The sequence below is a fragment of the Streptomyces sp. NPDC058464 genome, assembly GCF_042721035.1.
Taxonomy (GTDB): Bacteria; Actinomycetota; Actinomycetes; order Streptomycetales; family Streptomycetaceae; genus Streptomyces.
This window is the reverse complement of the sequence record NZ_JBHXMA010000009.1, coordinates 196,349-214,714: the sequence shown is the minus strand read 5'-3', so window position 1 is coordinate 214,714 and position 18,366 is coordinate 196,349. Positions and strand designations below refer to the sequence as shown.

15 protein-coding genes are annotated in these 18,366 nt (G+C 70.2%); 5 read left to right on the top strand and 10 right to left on the bottom strand.

Annotated elements, in window-relative coordinates:
* Nucleotides 1–199: 199 nt before the first annotated feature.
* From ACFWPQ_RS15215 to ACFWPQ_RS15190, 6 genes are all read right to left on the bottom strand, one after another.
* Complete coding sequence (locus ACFWPQ_RS15215) at nucleotides 200–1,120, bottom strand: carbohydrate ABC transporter permease (RefSeq protein WP_384033666.1); 921 nt, start codon at nucleotides 1,118–1,120, stop codon at nucleotides 200–202.
* Nucleotides 1,117–2,049, bottom strand: coding sequence for a carbohydrate ABC transporter permease (locus tag ACFWPQ_RS15210; RefSeq protein WP_384033662.1), 933 nt, complete (start codon nucleotides 2,047–2,049; stop codon nucleotides 1,117–1,119). The genes ACFWPQ_RS15215 and ACFWPQ_RS15210 overlap by 4 nt, the downstream gene beginning before the upstream one ends.
* Nucleotides 2,046–3,434, bottom strand: coding sequence for an ABC transporter substrate-binding protein (locus ACFWPQ_RS15205; protein ID WP_384033659.1), 1,389 nt, complete (start codon nucleotides 3,432–3,434; stop codon nucleotides 2,046–2,048). The genes ACFWPQ_RS15210 and ACFWPQ_RS15205 overlap by 4 nt, the downstream gene beginning before the upstream one ends.
* A gap of 25 nt (nucleotides 3,435–3,459) precedes the next feature.
* Nucleotides 3,460–4,557 (bottom strand): enolase C-terminal domain-like protein, encoded by a 1,098-nt coding sequence (locus tag ACFWPQ_RS15200; RefSeq protein WP_384033656.1) that lies wholly within the window; start codon nucleotides 4,555–4,557, stop codon nucleotides 3,460–3,462.
* Between the two features lie 53 nt (nucleotides 4,558–4,610).
* A complete protein-coding gene (locus ACFWPQ_RS15195; RefSeq protein WP_384033835.1) occupies nucleotides 4,611–7,820 on the bottom strand; it encodes a discoidin domain-containing protein in 3,210 nt (1,069 codons plus the stop codon).
* Nucleotides 7,821–8,112: 292 nt separating this feature from the next.
* Entirely contained in the window at nucleotides 8,113–8,940 is an 828-nt protein-coding gene (locus ACFWPQ_RS15190) for a FadR/GntR family transcriptional regulator (RefSeq protein ID WP_384033653.1), read from the bottom strand.
* Nucleotides 8,941–9,188: 248 nt separating this feature from the next.
* Here ACFWPQ_RS15190 and ACFWPQ_RS15185 point away from each other — a divergent pair, with 248 nt between their 5' ends.
* On the top strand, nucleotides 9,189–9,512 hold the full coding sequence (locus ACFWPQ_RS15185; RefSeq protein WP_384033832.1) for an L-rhamnose mutarotase: 324 nt from the start codon (nucleotides 9,189–9,191) through the stop codon (nucleotides 9,510–9,512).
* Nucleotides 9,513–9,533: 21 nt separating this feature from the next.
* On the opposite strand, the gene ACFWPQ_RS15180 is transcribed toward ACFWPQ_RS15185, so the two are convergent.
* The 3 genes from ACFWPQ_RS15180 to ACFWPQ_RS15170 all read right to left on the bottom strand — a co-directional run bounded on the left by ACFWPQ_RS15180 (nucleotide 9,534) and on the right by ACFWPQ_RS15170 (nucleotide 13,773).
* Nucleotides 9,534–11,678 carry an EAL domain-containing protein gene (locus tag ACFWPQ_RS15180; RefSeq protein WP_361293823.1) on the bottom strand — a complete coding sequence of 715 codons (2,145 nt, stop codon included), beginning with the start codon at nucleotides 11,676–11,678 and terminating at the stop codon, nucleotides 9,534–9,536.
* Complete coding sequence (locus tag ACFWPQ_RS15175; RefSeq protein ID WP_384033651.1) at nucleotides 11,675–12,487, bottom strand: SAM-dependent methyltransferase; 813 nt, start codon at nucleotides 12,485–12,487, stop codon at nucleotides 11,675–11,677. The genes ACFWPQ_RS15180 and ACFWPQ_RS15175 overlap by 4 nt, the downstream gene beginning before the upstream one ends.
* 317 nt (nucleotides 12,488–12,804) lie before the next feature.
* On the bottom strand, nucleotides 12,805–13,773 hold the full coding sequence (locus ACFWPQ_RS15170) for an SCO0930 family lipoprotein (protein WP_384033648.1): 969 nt from the start codon (nucleotides 13,771–13,773) through the stop codon (nucleotides 12,805–12,807).
* 751 nt (nucleotides 13,774–14,524) lie between these two features.
* Between ACFWPQ_RS15170 and ACFWPQ_RS15165 the strand changes: the two genes are divergently transcribed.
* From ACFWPQ_RS15165 to ACFWPQ_RS15155, 3 genes are all read left to right on the top strand, one after another.
* Nucleotides 14,525–14,653, top strand: a complete 129-nt coding sequence (locus ACFWPQ_RS15165) for a hypothetical protein (RefSeq protein ID WP_256216080.1) — start codon at nucleotides 14,525–14,527, stop codon at nucleotides 14,651–14,653.
* A gap of 31 nt (nucleotides 14,654–14,684) precedes the next feature.
* Nucleotides 14,685–15,449 carry a DUF4239 domain-containing protein gene (locus tag ACFWPQ_RS15160; protein ID WP_384033645.1) on the top strand — a complete coding sequence of 255 codons (765 nt, stop codon included), beginning with the start codon at nucleotides 14,685–14,687 and terminating at the stop codon, nucleotides 15,447–15,449.
* A 197-nt stretch (nucleotides 15,450–15,646) separates the two neighbouring features.
* Nucleotides 15,647–16,429, top strand: a complete 783-nt coding sequence (locus ACFWPQ_RS15155; protein WP_384033642.1) for a hypothetical protein — start codon at nucleotides 15,647–15,649, stop codon at nucleotides 16,427–16,429.
* A 65-nt stretch (nucleotides 16,430–16,494) separates the two neighbouring features.
* Here ACFWPQ_RS15155 and ACFWPQ_RS15150 read toward each other — a convergent pair whose 3' ends face one another.
* Nucleotides 16,495–17,346, bottom strand: a complete 852-nt coding sequence (locus tag ACFWPQ_RS15150; RefSeq protein ID WP_384033639.1) for a hypothetical protein — start codon at nucleotides 17,344–17,346, stop codon at nucleotides 16,495–16,497.
* Nucleotides 17,347–17,681: 335 nt separating this feature from the next.
* On the opposite strand from ACFWPQ_RS15150, the gene ACFWPQ_RS15145 reads away from it, so the two are divergent.
* The gene (locus ACFWPQ_RS15145; RefSeq protein ID WP_361293843.1) at nucleotides 17,682–18,356 is read left to right on the top strand and encodes a class F sortase; all 675 of its coding nucleotides are present in this window, start codon (nucleotides 17,682–17,684) and stop codon (nucleotides 18,354–18,356) included.
* The last annotated feature ends 10 nt before the right edge of the window (nucleotides 18,357–18,366 follow it).

The following is an 18,366-nucleotide window of genomic DNA, read 5'->3' as shown; positions in this document are numbered from 1 at the left end:
GTTCGCCGTCCAGGCACCGCACGTGCGGCGCAGCACCCTGCTGCCGGCGAGGACGACGGCATCGCATCGTCGGCCCGCCGACGCCGGGAGGCTCACCACCTGCTCAGGCCCGGAAACAGGAAAACCAACGGGCAGGGGTCGGCAGTCCCGCACCCACTGATCCGCGAGGAACGGTTTCAAGGGGCGCTCCACGCGCCGTTCATTCCTTGGTAGATCCCGCCAGCATCCCCGACACCAGCGTGCGTTGGGAGAAGAGGAACAGGACCAGGACCGGGAGGATCGCGATGATGATCGCCAGGGCCAGTTCGGGGATGGTGATGTTCAGGCCTGCGCCTGCCACGGGGTTGAAGGACGGGGTGGAGGTGAGGAGTTGGTTGAGGCCCACCTGGACCGGGAACTCGTTGCTGTTCGGGAGGACCAGGTAGGGGAGGAAGAAGTTGTTCCAGTTGCCGACGAAGCTGAAGAAGGCGACCAGGCCGATTACCGGCTTGGCCAGGGGCAGGGCGATGCGGGAGAAGAGCTGCCATTCGGTGCAGCCGTCGATACGGGCCGCCGACAGCAGGTCCCTGGGCAGGCTGCTGCCGAAGTAGATGTACACGAGGTACACGCCGAACGGGTAGAAGGAGAAGGGCAGGATCACCGACCAGACCGTGCCGATCAGGTGGAAGCGGTTGAGCTCCAGGAAGACCGGGAGCACCAGGGTGGCCTGCGGCATGATCATGGTGACCAGGGTGATCACGAGGAGCGTCTTGCGGCCTTTGAACTTCGTCAGGGCGAGGGCGTAACCGGCCGGGACGCTGACGGCGAGGGTCAGGACGAGGGAACCGCCGGAGTAGATCGCCGAGTTCTTCAGCCAGGTGAGCATCGCGCCGTCCTGGAAGGCGAAGAGATGCCGCCAGGCCGCGCCGATCTGGCCGAACGAGCCGAAGGAGAGCGGGTTGTCGCGGACCACCTCGCCGGCCGTCTTGGAGGGGGCGAGCAGCAGCCAGATCACCGGCAGGACGAAGAACACCAGCAGGAAGGCCAGGAGGAGGGCCACGATCAGGAAGGAGAGGGCCCTCGATGTCGACGGCCTGACGCGTCGGATCGGCGCCGCCGGAGCGAGAGTTGGTTGCGTCATGACTCGTCCAACCTGAACAGGTTCGAGCGGGCGACCAGCAGGCCCGCGGCCAGGAGTCCCACGGCGAGCAGGACGACGGAGATGGCGGCGGCGCCGTTGAAGTCGCCCTGCTGGAAGGCGTACACGTACGCGAGCTGGTTGGGCGACCAGGTGGGACTGACCCGGCCCAGGCTGGCCGTCTGGAGCAGCTGAGGCTCGACGAACAGCTGGGTGCCGGTCGCGAACGCCATGATGGTCATGTAGACGATCCACTGCCGGATCATCGGGATCTGGATGTGCCAGGCGGTCCGCCAGGGACCCGCGCCGTCCATCCGGGCGGCTTCGATCACCTCGTCGGGGATGTTGTTGAGCGCCCCGTACATCACCACCATCCAGCCGCCGGCGCCGGTCCAGAAGGCGATGAGCATGAGGATCAGCGGGAGGTTGGAGGGGGCGAGGACGGCCGCGAAGGTCTGCATGCCCATGCTCTTCAGCAGCCAGGACACCGGGCTGACGTCGGGATCCAGCATGAACAGCCAGACCAGGACGCTGGCCACGCCGGCGAGGGCGCCGGGGATGTAGTAGAGGAAGCGGAAGAGGGCGGAGGTGCCGGGGCGGACCCGGCTGCGCAGGATCACCGCGACCAGGACGACCAGGACCACCAGGGTGGCCAGCCACAGCAGCAGGTAGATCAGCATGTGGGTGAATGCCGGCCCGAAGCGGTAGTCCTGGACCACCTTGACGAACTGGTTCAGTCCGGTGAACTGCCCCTGGTCGTTGGTGAACGCCAGGTAGAAGGAGTACGCGGTCGGGACGATGCCGAACGCGAGCAGGAGCAGCGCGTAGGCGGCGACGAACCAGTAGCCCGCACGGCCGCGGGCCCTGCGCCGCGGCGGGCTGCCGCGGCGCAGGGCGGAGACGGCGACGTGCTCGGTCTCCAGCAGGGTCACTGGTTCTCCACCTTGTATCCGTGCGCCTTCGCCTCGTTGCTGATCTCCTTCTGCCAGGCCGGCAGCGTGTCGGTCAGGCTCTTTCCGGCGGTCAGCGCGGGCAGGACGACACTGGACCAGGCGGTGGCGTCGGAGAACTTGGTGTTCGACCAGCCGGTCCACACCTCGTTCGCGGCCTGCTGGAACGCCGTGCTGACGTCGTTGGCGAAGTAGCCGCTGTTGGCGGGGTTCTTCAGCCAGGCCTGCGCGGCCTTGGTGTAGGCCGGGTAGGTGGGTGCGGTCGCCTGGTTCTCGTCGGACGTGGTCAGCCAGGTGACCAGGTCCGTGGAGGCCTTGAGGTTGGCGCTGTGCGAGGACACCATCCAGACCCCGCCGCCGACGTTGCCGGTGGCCGCCTTCGACTCCCCCTCCCAGGTGAGCGGGGGTGCCGCGGCGATCTGCTTGGCCGGGGCGTTGAAGGCCGCCTTGAAGAGGTACTGGCCGTACCAGGACGGGCCGTACGCCATCAGGACCTTGTTGCCGCTCTCCTTGGCGAAGCCCTGGCTGAAGAAGCCCTTGGTGGTGACGGCCTTGGCGTCGATCAGGCCGTCCAGGAGCTTCGCCGTGCGGGTGCAGTTCTGGTCCTGCAGGTCGGTGCGCAGGGTGTCCGGCTTCACCAGGTCGAAGGCCGGGCACTGGCCGGACCAGAAGTACGACTCGTGGGAGTTGGTGTCACCGACCGAGCCGACGAGGTAGCCGGGGTGCTCCTTGGCCACCTTCTTGCCGAGGGCCTCGTACTGCTCCCACGTGGTGGGGACCTGGTAACCCCACTTGTCCATCAGGGACTTGTTGTACCAGAGGACGACCTGCGCGATGTCGTTGCGCAGGCAGTAGGTGTGGCCGTTGAACTGACAAGGCGTCAGGGAGCCCTTGGCGAAGCCGTCCAGCGTGTTCTGCGGGACGAGCTTGTCGTCCAGCGGGGCGGCGAACGGCTGCACGCCGGGCTTGGTGGGCTCCGAGGCCCAGGTGACGTCGGTGGGCGAGCCGAACACCACGTCGGGCCAGCCGCTGCCGGTCCGGTCGAAGAGCTGCACCTTCGACTGGAGGTAGGTCGAGCCGTCGGCACCGCCGTCGTACGTGACGATGTCCATCTTCACGTCCGGGTGTGCCTTCTGGTACGCCTGCACGGAGGGCAGGCGGGTCGAGTCCGCCCAGACCGTGATCTGCGAACCGTCCTTCTGCGCGGCCGGCTTGAACGTCGACCGGGCGGAGGAGGAGGACTGGGCGGTGGTGTCGGCGCTGGCGCAGCCGGCCAGCAGCGCCGCGGTGGACAGGGCGAGCACGGCGGCCGCGGTACGCAGAGCGGTGCGGCGGGAGCCCGGTCTCGGGGACTCGGAAGACCTCATCGTCTTGCCTTTCTGTTCTTGCCGGTCAGCGCGGCTGTTCGACGAACGGCAGGAGTTCGCTGCCGTAGCCGAGGTCGAGGGGAAGGGCGATGCCGGGTCCCGTGGGGGCGTGGACCAGGCCCTGGTCGTCCACATGGCGTTCGCGCACGACCGTGGTCGCGGTCACCAGGGACTCGTAGTAGGTGGTGTTGGAGATGGCCATGCACAGGTGGTGGTTCGGGATGTCCGAACCGTGCACCTCGGCGCGGAGCCGGTAGGCGTCGGCGAGGTGGGCGGTGCGCATGGCACCGGTGATGCCGCCCCGCAGGTTGGTGCTCGCCCGTACCCCGAAGGTGGCGGCGCCGGCCCGGATGAAGTCGGCGGAGTTCATGTGGACGCCGTCGGAGGTCTCGGCGACCAGCAGCGGGACGTCCACCGCCGCGGCGAGCTGCTGGTAGGCGGAGACGCTGAACTCGCGCATCGGCTCCTCGTACCAGAGGTAGTCGGCCTCGGAGAGGGCCCGTCCCAGGCGGATCGCGTCGGGGAGGTCGAAGCCCGCAGAGCCGTCGTACATCAGGGGCACGTCGGGGCCGACGTGTTCGCGGAGCGCCAGGCAGAGGTCGGCGTCGCGGCGGGCGTCGCCCCAGGCGTGCAGTTTGATGCCCCGGTAGCCGAGGTCCAGGCACTGGTCGGCGACGTCGAGGAACTCCTCGGTGGTGGCGAACGTCGACGTCGACGCGTAGGCGGGGATGGCTTCGCGGAAGCCGCCGAGCAGCCGCCAGACCGGCTGGCCGTGGTAGCGGCCGGCCAGGTCCCACAGGGCGATGTCGATCAGGCCCAGGGTGGGGAGCGGGAGTTCGTGGATACGGTCCAGCTCCCACACCCGGTGCCACAGCCACTCCCGCTGGAACGGGTCGGCACCTACCAGTTCCTCGCGGAAGACCCGGTCCACCAGCTCGGTGAGCGTGGTGAAGGCTCCCGGGCGGGCGAACAGGGCCACGCCCTCGGCCCCCTCATCCGTGCCGATGCGCAGGACCGCGCCGTCGCCGACCGGAGCGCTGCCGCTCAGCCCCTCCCGCCAGCGGAAGGGCGGGTTGGCCGCCGGAACGTCGATCCGGTGTACTTCGACATGGGTGATCTTCATCCTGGCTTTCGTTTCTGTGGGAAAGGGGACGGCGACGACCGGGAGCGGACGGCTCAGAAGCCGCCGTACGCCTGGAGTTCGTAGACGCTGCCGCCGTTCCAGCTGGAGCCGGTGACGGTCAGCCGCAGATAGCGGGCCGTGACGGGCTCGTCGGCGAAGGAGTAGTCGGTCTGCGCGACGGTGTTGTCCGCGGTGTGGTCCTCGAAGGTCGACCAGTTGGCGCCGTCGGTGGAGTACTCCAGGCGGTACTTGTAGCCGCTCGGCTTCTCGAAGGTGGTGACCACGGCGGAGACGCCGGTGTCCTTGCCGAGGTCCACCTGGAGCCAGGACGGGTCGGGCAGCCCGAGGCCCTGCGCCCAGCGCGTCGACAGGTCGCCGTCGACCGCCTTCGCCGGAGCGTATCCGTCCGAGTCGGAGGAGGCCGTCGCGGTCTTGTCCAGGGCCAGGTCGTCGTCGGACGGGGTGGTGACCTCGGCCGCCGCACTGGGGTCGGAGGCGTTGAGTTCGGCGTCGCGGGCGACGACGGTGAAGGAGTACTTCGTTCCGGGCTTCAGGCCCGTGACCCGGTAGCGGGTGTCGCCGGTGACACCGATCCGAGTGCCGTCCTGGTAGACGACGTAGCCGGTCACGCCGGTGTCGTCGGTGGCGGCCGGCCAGCTGACGTCCACCAGGCTGGGCAGCAGCGCCTTGGCGGTGGGCTGTCCGGGTGCCGTGGGGGCGGTGTGATCGGTGCCGGGGGCACGGGCGGTGCCGTAGACCTGGAAGTCGTAGATGCTGCCGCCGTTGCCGCTGGAGCCGGTGACGGTGAGCCGTACGAAGCGGCCGGTGACCGGGGTGCCGGCGTCGGCGTAGTCGGTCTGCGCGGTGGTGTTGTCGGCGGTGTGGTCCGCGAGGGTCTGCCAGTGGACCTCGTCGGGCGACACCTGGATGCGGTACTTGTAGCCGCTGCTCTTCTCGAAGGTGGTGATCGCGCCGGTCACGTCGTACGACGCGCCGAGGTCGACCTGGATCCAGGACGGGTCGGGCAGCCCGAGGCCCTGTGCCCAGCGTGTCGACAGGTCGCCGTCGACCGCCTTGGCCGGGACGTTGCCCTCGGAGTCGGAGGACGCGGTGACCGGCTTGTTCAGCGCGAGGTCCGAGCCGTCGGGCATGGTGACCTTCAGCGACCTGCTCGGCGCGGACTCGTTGCCGGCCGCGTCCCGGGCGGTGACGGTGAAGGTGTACGTCTGTCCCGCCGTCAGGCCGGAGAGCCGTACGGAGGTCTTGCCGGAGGCGCTGACCAGCTTGCCGTCCCGGAAGACCGAGTAGCCGGTGACTCCGGTGTCGTCCGTGGCCGCGCCCCAGCTGAGGTCGGCGACGGTCGGGAAGTCGGTGACCGAGGTCGGGTCGCCGGGGGCGGTGGGCGCCTGGTGGTCGGTGATCGCGGGGCCCGGGTCGAGGTGCTGGTAGGCCTTCTCCAGGCCGGCGTTGTCCACGACCGAGGCGGGCAGCTGGTCGCAGGAGCCGACCGTGGTGTTGCCGCTGACGTCGTTGTTCTGGCTCAGGTACTGGACGCTGAAGGCGGGCTGGGTGGTGAAGTTGCCCGTCGCCGCGTTGTCCTGGGCGTGGTTCATCAGCAGCCACTGGAAGGAGACGTCGCAGAACGCGTTGCCGGTGTTCTCCCAGTGCCGGCTGCCCTCGTCGTGGTAGACGGCGCCGTAGGCGGGGGCCGGGATGCCGTGGACGTAGTTGCCGGTGACCTTGCCGCCGGGGTCGCTGCTGAGCGTGTAGATCGCTCCGCCGTCGGCCTGCGACTGCATGATGTCGCTGATCTCGTTGTCGCTGACCACGTTGTCACGGCTGATCGTCGGGGTGTCCGAGACCGGGACGCCGGCGTTGCCCGGGTAGGCCGAGTTGCCGCCCTGGTCGGTCAGGCCCCAGCCCCAGCCGACGGAGATGCCGCTGTAGGGCAGGTCGTGGACCTTGTTGTGGGTGATCACCGTGGAGTCGGTGTACCCGGCCAGGATGCCCAGCGAGCCGTTGTACTGGTCGGCGACCTTGGTGACGACGTTGTCATCGACCAGGGTGTCCTTGGTGATGTCCCTGGGGTCGTCGGGGTGGGCGTCGCCCCAGGTGACTCCGCCGATCTGGATGCCGGTCGCGGCGATCTGCTTGAAGACGTTGCCGGTGATGGTGGTGTGCTGGGTGCCGGTGTTCAGGTTCAGGCCGACGGCGCCGAGGTGGGTGAAGGTGTTGCCGGTGAACTCGACGCCCTGCCCGTGGCTGACGTTGACGGCTCCCGGTGTCTTCTTCCAGTTCAGGCGCGTGGAGTCGAAGGTCGGGTTGTCGTCGCCGACCATCCGGAAGCCGGCCTGGCCCTCGATGAGCCCGTCGGACGAACTCGGCTCCAGCCAGCTGGAGCAGGAGAAGGTGAGGCCCTGGAAGGACACGTTCGCGACGGGGTGGTCACGGGTGCCGTTCAGGTCGACCAGGTCCTGGACGACGGGCACGGTGACGTCCGCGGTCCTCATGTTCTCGCCCTGCTCGGGCATGTAGTAGACCTCGCCGGCGCTCCTGTCGAGGTACCACTCCCCCGGGCTGTCCAGCAGCTCGCGGGCGTTCTCCAGCCAGGTCGGGTTCTGGATCTCCTGCCCCTGCTGGAGGTTGGCGTTGTGCCAGCACGGCTGCTGCATCGTCATCGAGTTACCGGAGATCGACTCGACCGGGCAGCGCATCAGCTTCCATCCCCAGGAACTGACGACTTCGAGGTCCGAGGGGTTCTTGTAACTGCTGATGCCGCTGTCGGTGAAGGTGTAGCCGGTGGACGTCTTGCTGAAGCCCGAGGGGTTCTTCCCGCTGCGGGCCCGAGTCCTCGACTCGCCGTTCACGTACAGCTGGCGGGTGTCGAGGCCGGTCAACTTGGCCTTGTAGACCCTGCCGTCGGCGTCGGCCTTCGTCCAGCCGGTGACCTGCCTGCCGCCGCTGATCACCGGGTGCGCGCCGGGTGCGGCCTCGTAGACGATCCGCTGCCCGGCCTCGCCGGAGTCCTTGGCGGTGAGGGCGAAGGTGCGGCTGAGCCGGTAGGTGCCGGACAGCAGCCGGACGTGGACGTCGCCGTCGGCCTTGCTCTTGGCGTCGCGCACGTAGTCCCGTGCGTGTTCCAGGGTCTTGAAGGGGTGGTCGGCGGTGCCGCGGCCGGTGTCCTTGCCGGTCGGGGAGACGTAGACGGTGAGACCGGAGGCCTTCGGGGCCGCCTGGGCCGGGCTGACGGCCAGCGGGGCCATCGCAAGGGCGAGGGGCAGGGCGGCTATGAGGGTTCTCGGCAGGGGCACGGCTCTGCCCCTGCGCACAGACAGAAGAGACACGGAGATCCAATCGCCTGATGGGATGAAGCATCGGAACCGGGTCGTCCGCCCGGTTCCCGGGGTGCAGGCCTTCTCGTTCGGGTGCGGGCCGGTGGGGGCTGGTCGCGCAGTTCCCCGCGCCCCTGAAGGGGCGCCAGGTGCACGCGCCTGAAAGGGGCGCGGGAATTGCGCGAGCAACCACCCACCGGCCCGCAGCCGGCACTGAACCGGCCTATGACACCGACGTCTGCGGGGGCTGCGCGGAGTCCCGGGGACCGCTGCCCGCCGACGGCCCCGCGGACGCCCCGGGGGCACCCCGTTCGCCGAGGTTGAACAGCCGGTCGCGGATCTTCCGTTCGAACTGGCTCTGCGTGGTGGCGATGTGCTCCACCATCAGCTCGCTCGCGAGATCGGCCTCCCCCGCGGCGACCGCCTCTGCGATGGCGAGATGCTGCCGTGCGGCGACCTCCAGCGAGCCGGGGGCGTCGCCGTGGAAGAGCAGCACGTCGGACTGGGACGCGAGGCGCCGTACGCCGGCGACGCTCGACCGCAGGAACACGTTGTGCGAGGCCGCGCCCACCGCGTCGTGGAAGGCCTCGTCGGCCCGTGCGAAGGCGTGCGCGTCGTTCTGCTGGGCCGCCGTCAGGGAACTCTGCGCGCCCTCCCGGATGGTGCGGACCTGGATCGGGGTGGCGAGGCCGGCGGCCCGGCGAGCCGTCTCCGACTCGATCACCGTGCGGTAGTCCAGCAGCATCAGGACGTCTTCCATGCTCGTCGGCCGGAAGTGCGCCAGGTGGTCGTCCACCAGCCCGCCGGACGCCTCCGCGACGAAGATTCCGGCGCCCCGGCGCACGCTCAGCCGCCCGATGGCGGCCAGCACCTTGACGGCCTCACGCGTGACGTTGCGGGACGCCCCCAGGATCTCGGCCAGACCCGCCTCCGTGGGGAGCCGGTCGCCCGGCCGCAGGTCCTGCTCGGCGATGTACTCCAGCAGCTGTTCGGCGACCAGCTCGTACCCCGGCCGGTAGGGACCGCCGGATGCCGCTGACGGATCGGCCACGGTGTACCCCCTCCTCCACGTTCGGATTAATCAGGTTCATCGGCGGTGGTCACTATGACACCCGCGTTACGGGGAGGGAAGACGTCGGACGGATCTGGTTTCAAGTGCCCGATGACGCCGGGCAGATCCCTCCCGTAAGCGACATCTCTCCGGGCCATTGCGCAGGAAGGATCTGATCCTTAGGGTCCTGCCCGTCCGATGAAACTGATTCTTCGCCGTTCGTCCCCCGGGAGGGAGAGGTGAGCAAGGTGCAGCGCTTCGCCGCCGTCATCCGACTGCGCCCGGAGAAGGAGTCCGAGTACCGAGCACTGCACGCGGCCGCCTGGCCGGGTGTGCTGGCGGCCCTCGAACGGGCCCGCATCGGCAACTACTCGATCTTCCTGCGGGACGGGCTGCTGTTCAGCTACCTCGAGTACTCGGGGAGCGACTACGCCGCCGACACCGCGGAGATCGCGGCCGACCCGGTGACCCGCGCGTGGTGGGCCCTCACGGACCCCTGCCAGCAGCCGCTGGACACCGCCGCCGAGAACGAGCGGTGGGCCCCCGCCGAGGAGATCTTCCACCTCGACTGAGGGCCCCGAGGGGACGCCGGGTCAGCCCGTGGCGTCCACCAGCGCCAGCTCGTGCAGGCGCTCCGGCGGGCCCGGACGGGCGTAGTACCAGCCCTGGGCCGTGTCGCAGCCCAGTATCCGGAGTTGTTCCGCCTGGGCGCCCGTCTCCACGCCCTCCACCGTGACCGCCAGGTCCAGGCTGTGGGCCAGGGTGACGATGCCCTCCACGATCTTGAGGTCGACCGGGTCCGCCGGGAACTGCTGCATGCTCTGGGTGAAGGAGCGGTCCAGCTTGAGGATGCTCACCGGCAGGCGGCGCAGGTTCGCGAGGTTCGAGTAACCGGTGCCGAAGTCGTCCAGGGCGATGTCCACGCCCATCTCGGCGAGGCGCCGCAGGGGTTTGAGGAGGTCGTCGTCGGCGCCGATGAGCGCCGACTCGGTGACCTCCAGGCAGAGGGCGTCCGGGGCCACCCCGGTGCGCTCCAGGATGTCCACCGTGTCCTGGACCAGGCCGGGGTGGCTGAGCTGGCACGGGGAGAGGTTCACGTTGATCCGCAGCGGACCGGCCTCGGTGTCCTCGCCGTAGCGCTCTCGCCATTCGCGGGCCTGGCGGATCGACTCCTCCAGGACCCAGCGGCCCAACGGGACGATGAGACCGGTGTGTTCGGCGAGCGGGATGAACCGGTCGGGGCCGAGGACGCCGTGCTGCGGGTGCAGCCAGCGGACCAGGGCCTCGGCACCGCGGACGCTGCCGTCGCCGAGGTGGACCAGCGGCTGGTACTCGATGAAGAACTCGTTCCGGTCCAGGGCGGCGGGCAGCGCCGTGGTCAGGCCGTGGCGGGTGATCGCGCGGGCGTCCGCCTCCGGGTCGGCGAGTTCGGAGCGGTTGCCGCCCGCCGACTTGGCCCGGTACATCGTGATGTCGGCGCTGCGCAGCACCTCGGCCGGGGTGCGCTCGCCCGCGGGGCCCTCGACGATGCCGATGGAGCCGCGGACCATGAGGTCACGGCCGTCGATGCTGATCGGGGTGACCAGGGCGTTCATGATGCGGTCGGCCAGGTCGTCGACCTCGCGCTGGGTGGCCGGGCCGGTGGTCAGCGCCACGAACTCGTCGCCGCCGAGCCGGGCGACCATCTCGCCGGGCGCGGTCGCGCAGGACTGCAGCCGGTCGGCGACCTCGACGAGCAGCCGGTCGCCGGCCGAGTGGCCGAGGCTGTCGTTGACGGTCTTGAAGCCGTCCAGGTCGAGGTAGCACAGCCCGAACCGCTGGCCCTCGCCGGCCGCCAGGGCCTTCTCCAGTCGCTCGAAGAACAGCGTGCGGTTGGGCAGGCCGGTGAGCGCGTCGTGGGTGGCCTCGTAGCGCAGCCGGAGGTTGAGCAGGCGGCGCTCGGTGGTGTCCTCCATGAGGGCCAGCTGGTACTGCGGTTCGCCGTCCGCGTCCCGCAGCAGGGAGACGGTCAGGTTGGTCCACAGGACCGTTCCGTCGGAGCGGTTGAAGGCCTTCTCGACGTGGTAGTGCTCGCGTTCGCCGCGGACCAGTTCCTCGTAGAGCCGCCAGGTCTGGGGCGCGTCCTCGGGATGCGCCCACTCCAGGACGTTGCGGCTGCGCAGGGTCTGCTCGGAGCCGCCGAACATGCGCAGCAGCGCGCCGTTGACCTGGAGGACGTTGCCTTCGAGGTCGGCGATGCCGATTCCTATCGCCGCGCCCTCGAAGACGGCGCGGAAGCGGGCCTCGCTGGCGTGCAGCGCCTGGGCGACCACGCCCTGGGCGCGCAACGCGGCCTGGGCGATGGCCTCCTGCTCGGCCAGCGTGCGCTCGCGCAGCGCCTGGGCGAACCCGGCGGCCATCGCGTGCTGGATCCGCGAGGAGCGCATCCGCAGCTCCTCCTGGGGGCCGTCCTCGCCGCAGTACAGGACCAGGTAGGCGTCGACGCAGTCGAGGGTGCGGGTCAGCGCCTCGGGGTCGGTGCAGTGCGCGTCGATCAGCGCGGCGCCCACCTGCCGGGCCTCGTCGGCGTCGAAGCCGTGCGCCAGCAGGATCTCGCTCAGCCGGCGGGCCAGCGGCAGCAGTTGCTCCTCGAACTCCGGGCGGGTCAGCGACGTCGAGGTGACCGGGAAGACCGCCCGGCTCCAGATCGTCGCGAACCTGTGCAGTCTGTCCTCCGGGCCGCCCGGCTCCGCGGTCACGCCGCGATCCCCACGCCGGCGAATCCGGAGAAGGCGTACGGATCCTCGTCCTCCGGTGCCGACTCCGGCCGCCAGTGAGGCATCGGCACCAGTCCGGGTTCCACCATGTCGTACCCCTCGAAGAACCGCGCGATCTCGTCGCGCGAGCGCATGATCAGCGGGTTGCGAATGTCCTTGTATACGTCCACCGCGCCCTCGGCCCGCTCGGCCGGCAACGGGATTCCCTCGTACGAGGCATGCGTGAGAACAAGCAGGCTGCCGGGCGCGAGTGCGTCGCGCAGCTGTGCCACTGCCCCGTACGGGTCGTCCGCGTCTTCCACGAAGTGCAGTATGGCAACGAGAAGCAATGCCACTGGCCGATTCAGGTCGATGAGGCGCTCCACCTGAGGGCTGGACAGGATCTCCTGGGGCTTGCGGAGGTCGGCCGCCACGACGTCCGCGTCCTCGTTGCCATCGAGGACGGCGTTGCTGTGGGCCACGGCCACCGGGTCGTGGTCGACGTACACCACGCGGGCGCCGGGGTGCGCCGCCTGCGCGACCTCGTGGACGTTGCCGAAGGTGGGGATGCCGGAACCGATGTCCAGGAACTGGTCGATGCCGGTGCCCACCGCGTGGCGTACGGCGCGGCGCATGAACGCCCGGTTGGCCTGCATGATCTTCGGCAGGCCGGGCAGGTGCGTCATCGCCTTGCGGGCCGCTTCCCGGTCGACCTCGAAATTGTGCGAACCGCCCAGGTAGTAGTCGTAGATACGCGAAACGCTCGGCACCGAGATGTCGATGCTTCGAGGGGCCCAGGCGGGACGCTCCATGTATCTCTCCAAGGCTGAGGCGATCCGGTGTTCGAGCAGAGGCTACTGATCGTCTGCGAACAGGGCGAGCCGAAACGGAAATTGACCGTCCGTTCCCGGTCATGGCCTGGGAATTCGGTGTTCGGTTTGGGGCGCGTTCGGTTTGTTCGTCGGGTGCGGGTGATTCGTGGTTGCTCGCGCAGTTCCCCGCGCCCCCAAAGGGGCGCTCCGCATCGCGTACGCCAAGAAGCCCGCCCCCTCCGTGCGGTGTGGAGGGGGCGGGCGGTCGTGCGCCGTTGTGTTGTCGTGGGGGGCGGTCAACGCCGGGGAGGTGATCCCTAGCTGGCCGGCGCGCCGACCAGCTTCCCTTCGGGCGAGACGGCGTACCACGTGCCGCCGACGCCCTGGCCGTTGGTGTCACCGGCCTTCGCGTCGCCGGAGAAGGTGTAGATCGGCCAGCAGTTGACCGTCTGCTGCTTCTGGCCGTTGTCGGGCCGGGTGAAGCCCATCAGGCCCTTCTTCACGACGCCCTTGGTGTCGCTGGAGGCGACCTCGGCGACGGCCGGCCACTTCGCCAGGCAGTCACCGGTGCAGTTCGAGACGACCTTGGGCCACGCCTTGTCCTTGATGAAGCGGTAGACCGTCATGCCGTTCTTGTCGACGATGATGTCGCCGAGCTTGGCGTCCTTGCGGACCGACAGACCGGGCAGCGAGGCCAGCGTGGCCTTCTTGCCGTCGGGGGCCAGCGCGAACCACTTGCCGCCCACACCCTGGCCGTTGACGTCACCGGCGTTGACGTCCTTGGCGTAGCGGTACACCGGCCAGCCGCCGACGGTCAGCTGCTTGGTGCCGTCGGAGCGGGTGACCTCGCCGAGCAGGGACTTGTCGATGCCCTCACCGGCCGTGGCGTCGTTGGCGGGCACCGGCGGCCAGGTGGTGGCGCAGTCGCCGTCGCAGTTCGACTTGGGGGGATTGGCGGTGTCGGCATCGAAACGGTAGAGGGTGAGGCCGCTGCCGTCGGTCAGCACCTTGCCCAGGTCGGGGTTGCTGGCCACGGTCAGCTTGCCGGCGGGCGCGACCGCGGCCGGGGAGCTGGCGGCCTGGCTGCCGTCGGCGCCGTAGCCGTTGCCCGCGCCGGTCGAAGCGGAGGGGTCGGTGATGCTGCCGATGCCGGCCGGGGCCGTGGCACCGACGTTCTGGGCCGCCGAGGACGGAGTGGTCGTGTTGTCCTGACCGCACGCCGTCGCGAACACCATCACCCCCGCGGCCGTGGCCACCAGCGAGGCGCTCCTCCACGAGGTCTTCATCGTCAACTCCATATAATCGCCCGGTTATTGCAGCGCCTCTGCGCCGCCGCACGACACCAGGTACGGATGCCGGGGGCCGGAGTGTTCAACGGGCGCAGAAATTTCTTTCGGCGCACTGTGACCGCGGACCGCGTCCCGCACGGGCGTACGCTTCGAGCCATTCGCGGGACGGTGTGATTCAAACCGGTTTACGGCGCATGTCCCCCGTTCGGGCCAATCGCCCGGTACTCCGGCGTGCGACGGCGCCCGACGCTCCATGATCTCCGTCGTGCATGCACCCGATGCGACCAGACTCGCGCCCGTCCCAAGGGTGTTGGCCCTGCTGACGCTGACGTGGACCCTGGTGGGCTGCCCGGTCGGCACGGCGTCGGCCGACGCCTGCGCCTCCGCCTCGACGGGCCCCGACGGCATCCACGCGGTGGCCGTCGCCGGGGGCTCCTGGCCCACTCCCCCGCCGTGTCCGGAGCCCACCCCGCCGCCCTGTCCCACGCCCACCCCGACACCCACGCCCACGCCGACGCCCACCCCGAGGCCGACACCGAAGCCGACACCGAAGCCCTCACCGACGCCGAAGCCGACGCACAGCAAGCCGCCGGCACCGCGCCCGGCCCCACCGCCACCACCCCGGCGGGCGCCGGCCCCGAAACCCACGCCCACTCCCACCCCGCCACCGGCTCCCCGGCCCCGGCCGAAGCCCACCCCGGCCCCGACCCCGTCGCCGAAGCCCACCCCGCGGCCCTCGCCGACCCCGGTGACCTATCCGCCGTACCACGTCCAGTCGACCGGCGCGGCGGCCCCGAACCGCACCTCCCCGGTCACCTACGTCCTGCTCATCGCCGTACCCGCGATCATCGCCGTCGCCGCGTTCCGCGCGCGCTGACGGCCTGCCCACCGAATCCTGGAGGCTTCCGTTGCCGGATTGGCTTGTTCTCGTCCTCGCGATGCTCGCGGCCGTCGCCGTGGTCGTGATCATCACCCTCGTCCGCGACAAGAGGGCGGCGGAGGACGAGGATCCCTCCGAGACGCCGGACGTCATCGAGTACATGACCATGTGGATCGGCGTCATCTACGCCATCGTCCTCGGTCTGGCGGTGGCCGGGGTGTGGGAGGCCCGCAGCGCCGCCCAGGACCATGTGCAGGCGGAGGCGCAGGCGCTGCACGAGATCTACGAACGGGTGCGGGTGTATCCGCCCGACGCGCGTGACCGGATCCGGGCGGACGTGGACGCCTACGCGGCCCAGGTCGTCGACAAGGAGTGGAAGGAGATGGCCGACCACGGCCGGCTCTCCCAGCGCGGTGCCGATCTGCTCGCGCAGATCCGCCAGGACGTCACCGACTACGAGCCGAAGACCGACTTCCAGGCGCAGGCCTACCAACCGCTGGTGGACCAGGTGGCCGCTCTGGACCAGGCGCGCAGCGCCCGGGCCGACTCGACCGGGGCGACCATGCCGAACGTGGTGTGGATCGGGCTGCTGGCCGGGGCGGCGATCACCATCGGCATGGTCTTCGCGCTGCAGATCAGGCGCACCCGGCGCGAGCTGGTCCTCGCCGGCCTGTTCTCCGCGACCATCACCTTCATGCTGTTCCTGATCTGGGACTTCGACGAACCGTACAGCCGCGGGATCACGGCGACGGCACAGCCGTTCCTGAACCTCTTCCCGCACATCAAGGGGTAGCAAGGTTCAGGAGGTGCCCCCGGGGGACGCCGCGCCACGCCGCCGGCGTCCCCCGTACGGCCCAGGCATCTCCCCCGTTCGCACTACTGCGTTCGCGCGCGTGTGCGGATGTTTCTAGCGTTCCGATCATCGAGGTGCATTCCCGGCACTGGCGGAACAGGTCCGCATGCTGCTCCTCGGGGACCGGAGGAACCACCATGCGCGCGATACGCGTTGCTTCGGCCGCACTGCTGGGTGTCGGTGCTCTCGCCCTCTCCGCTCCGGCCATCCTGGCGAGCGACAGCGGTGACGGGGGCGGGGACGGCACGCCCTTCGGCTTCCGGGTGACGCCCTCCACCGTGACGGCGGGCGGCCGGGTGAGTCTGCACCTGGACCGCGACAGCGGCTGCCGGGGCGCCGCGACGGTCACTTCGGGGGTGTTCGACACGGTCCGCATCCCGTCGGAGCGGGACTCGGTGACGGCCACGGTCGACCGGGCCGCGAAGTCGCAGGCGTCGTACCGGGTGACGTTCACCTGCGACGGGTCCAGCGCGACGACGGAACTGGCCATCGCGAACAGCACCTCGGCCGGGCACGGCGACGGACACACGGACGGACACACGGACGGACACACCGACGGACACACCGACGGGGACGGCAACGGGCGCGCCGACGACGAGAGCGGCGCGAGCGACGGCGGACGCACGGACGGGGGCACCACGGGCGGGCACGGCGACGATGCCACCCACGTGAGCACGGGCGCCGCCACGGACGGCCACGCCGACGCCGGTACCGACGGGCGCGCGGACGGTGGCTCCGGCAGCGGCGAGTCGCTCAACCCGCAGCCCATTCCGCCCGGGCGAGGTGTCCAGGCCGGTGAGGGCGGCAGCATCGGGGGGGTCGACCTCGAGGAGATCGGCCTCGGCGCGGCGCTCGTCCTGGGCTCGGTCGGTACGGCGTACCGGCTCTCGCGCAGGCCCGCCGGCGAGGACGGCGCCTGATCGTGACACGGCCGTCCCTGCCCGTGCCCCGGTCCGCCGAGGGACCGGGGCGCAGGCCCGCCGGGTCAGATCCGCTTCTCGCTCCGGCGGCGCACCCAGATCCCGCAGCCGGCGAGTACGGCCGCGCCCACCAGGCCGCCGCCGATCGCCATGTCGGTCGGGGTGGCCCCGGTGGAGACACTCCCGCCGAGTCCGCCGCGCACCCCGCCCAGCACGAAGAACGCGGCCGGCCGGAGCAGGGTGCGTCCGTCGCAGCGGACGGTGAGGTCGTAGGGGCCCGGGCTGGCGTTCCGGTCGATGGTGGCGACACCGCGCGCCATGTCCCCACCGAACGGGAAGAGCGGTGTCGTACGGAAGGCGCGGGAGGTCATGACTCCGCTGCGGCAGTTGTTGACGGTGACGGTGAGCCGCTGGCCGGTGGCGATCGACCGGGGCTGAGCGACGATGTCACGCGCGCCGTCGAAGTTGTCGAAGCGCCCGTCACCCCGGCCGTCGAAGTCGTCGAACCGCCCGTCTCCGCCTCGCCCGTCCCCGCCCCGCCCGTCCCCGCCCCGCCCGCCGAAGCCGTTGTTGAAGCGCCCGTCTCCGAACCCGCCCACCCCGTATCCGGGGACCACGACTCCGGGGACCGCGATCCCGGGAGCCACTCCGACACCGCCGACACCGGGGGCCACACCGACACCGCCGACACCGGCCCCCGGGGCGACGCCCACCCCGCCTACCCCGCCTACCCCGCCGACTCCGCCGACTCCGCCGACTCCGGTCCCGGGGGCGACGCCCGTCCCACCGACGACCGGGGCCTGGGTGTTGGCCGGGCCGCCGGGGTTGCCCAGGCCGTCGGCGACGGCCACCGGGGCGGCGGCGCCGAGAACGGCGACCACAGTGCACGCGGCCGCCAGCGCACGTGAGTTTCGCATCTCTTCCTCCGCGGAAGGCGCCCCGGGAACGGTCCCCGGTGGATCGGCGAGAAAGCACCTCCCGAATAGACCCTCAGATGCCCGGAACACGCCCGCATTTCGAGAATGGGCCGTCCTGGTGAGGGGACACGCCGAACGAAAAGCACACAATCGGATATTGCCGCAGGTCACGGACTGTCAGAAAAATCCTGAGAACGGCAACTCGGATGGCTCACCGGAATACCCGCGGGCCACCCGTTCGCCCGTCGCCCCGTCGCCGCACGTGCGCGGGGGACTTAGCTTTTTCCCATGCGCGATACGGACCTGAAGGCGGCCGCGTCGAGAGGGGTTGGCGAATGTCTGCGTCCGAACTTTCCGAGCTGGCCGAAGAGGAGGAGCGGCGGAGGAAGCGTGCCCCTTGGGGCGTGATAGCGCTTGTTCTGCTGACCGGTCTGGCACTCATTCGGAATGGTTCGGGAGAGTTCGACGTCGGTCCACCGCAGCCGGCTTCGGCCGCCGCCCCCGACACCCGTACCACGGTCCCGGGCACCTTCGCCACGGCGCCCGCCCCGCTGCCGTTCGCCACGGCGGACCGCATCAGGATCCCGGCGATCCGGGTCGACGCACCGGTGATGCCGGTGGGTCTGGACACGGACGGCTGGATCGCGGCACCGCCGCCGGACGACCCGAATCTGGCCGGGTGGTTCACCGGAGGTGTCTCGCCCGGGGAGAACGGCACGTCCGTCGTCGTGGGCCATGTCGACAACACGAAGGGCCCGGCGGTTTTCTACGGACTCGGTTCCCTGAAGAAGGGAAACCGGATCGAGGTCGACCGCCAGGACGGCAGGACGGCCGTGTTCGAGATCTACGGAATCGAGGTCTTCGCGAAGGCCGGTTTCCCGGGCGACCGGGTCTACGGTTCCAAGGGCACCCCGGAGTTGCGGGTCATCACCTGCGGCGGCGGTTTCTCGAAGCAGAACGGCTACGACGGGAACGTCGTGGTCTTCGCCCGCCTGGTCGAGGCCCGCTGAGGCCACCACC

Bases quoted from the DNA above. Each gene is read 5' to 3' on its own strand.
- ACFWPQ_RS15215 (WP_384033666.1), bottom strand. From the start codon at position 1,120: ATGACGCAACCAACTCTCGCTCCGGCGGCGCCGATCCGACGCGTCAGG.
- ACFWPQ_RS15205 (WP_384033659.1), bottom strand. From the start codon at position 3,434: ATGAGGTCTTCCGAGTCCCCGAGACCGGGCTCCCGCCGCACCGCTCTG.
- ACFWPQ_RS15200 (WP_384033656.1), bottom strand. From the start codon at position 4,557: ATGAAGATCACCCATGTCGAAGTACACCGGATCGACGTTCCGGCGGCC.
- ACFWPQ_RS15195 (WP_384033835.1), bottom strand. From the start codon at position 7,820: ATGGCCCCGCTGGCCGTCAGCCCGGCCCAGGCGGCCCCGAAGGCCTCC.
- ACFWPQ_RS15175 (WP_384033651.1), bottom strand. From the start codon at position 12,487: ATGGAGCGTCCCGCCTGGGCCCCTCGAAGCATCGACATCTCGGTGCCG.
- ACFWPQ_RS15170 (WP_384033648.1), bottom strand. From the start codon at position 13,773: ATGAAGACCTCGTGGAGGAGCGCCTCGCTGGTGGCCACGGCCGCGGGG.
- ACFWPQ_RS15155 (WP_384033642.1), top strand. From the start codon at position 15,647: ATGCGCGCGATACGCGTTGCTTCGGCCGCACTGCTGGGTGTCGGTGCT.
- ACFWPQ_RS15150 (WP_384033639.1), bottom strand. From the start codon at position 17,346: ATGCGAAACTCACGTGCGCTGGCGGCCGCGTGCACTGTGGTCGCCGTT.
- ACFWPQ_RS15145 (WP_361293843.1), top strand. From the start codon at position 17,682: ATGTCTGCGTCCGAACTTTCCGAGCTGGCCGAAGAGGAGGAGCGGCGG.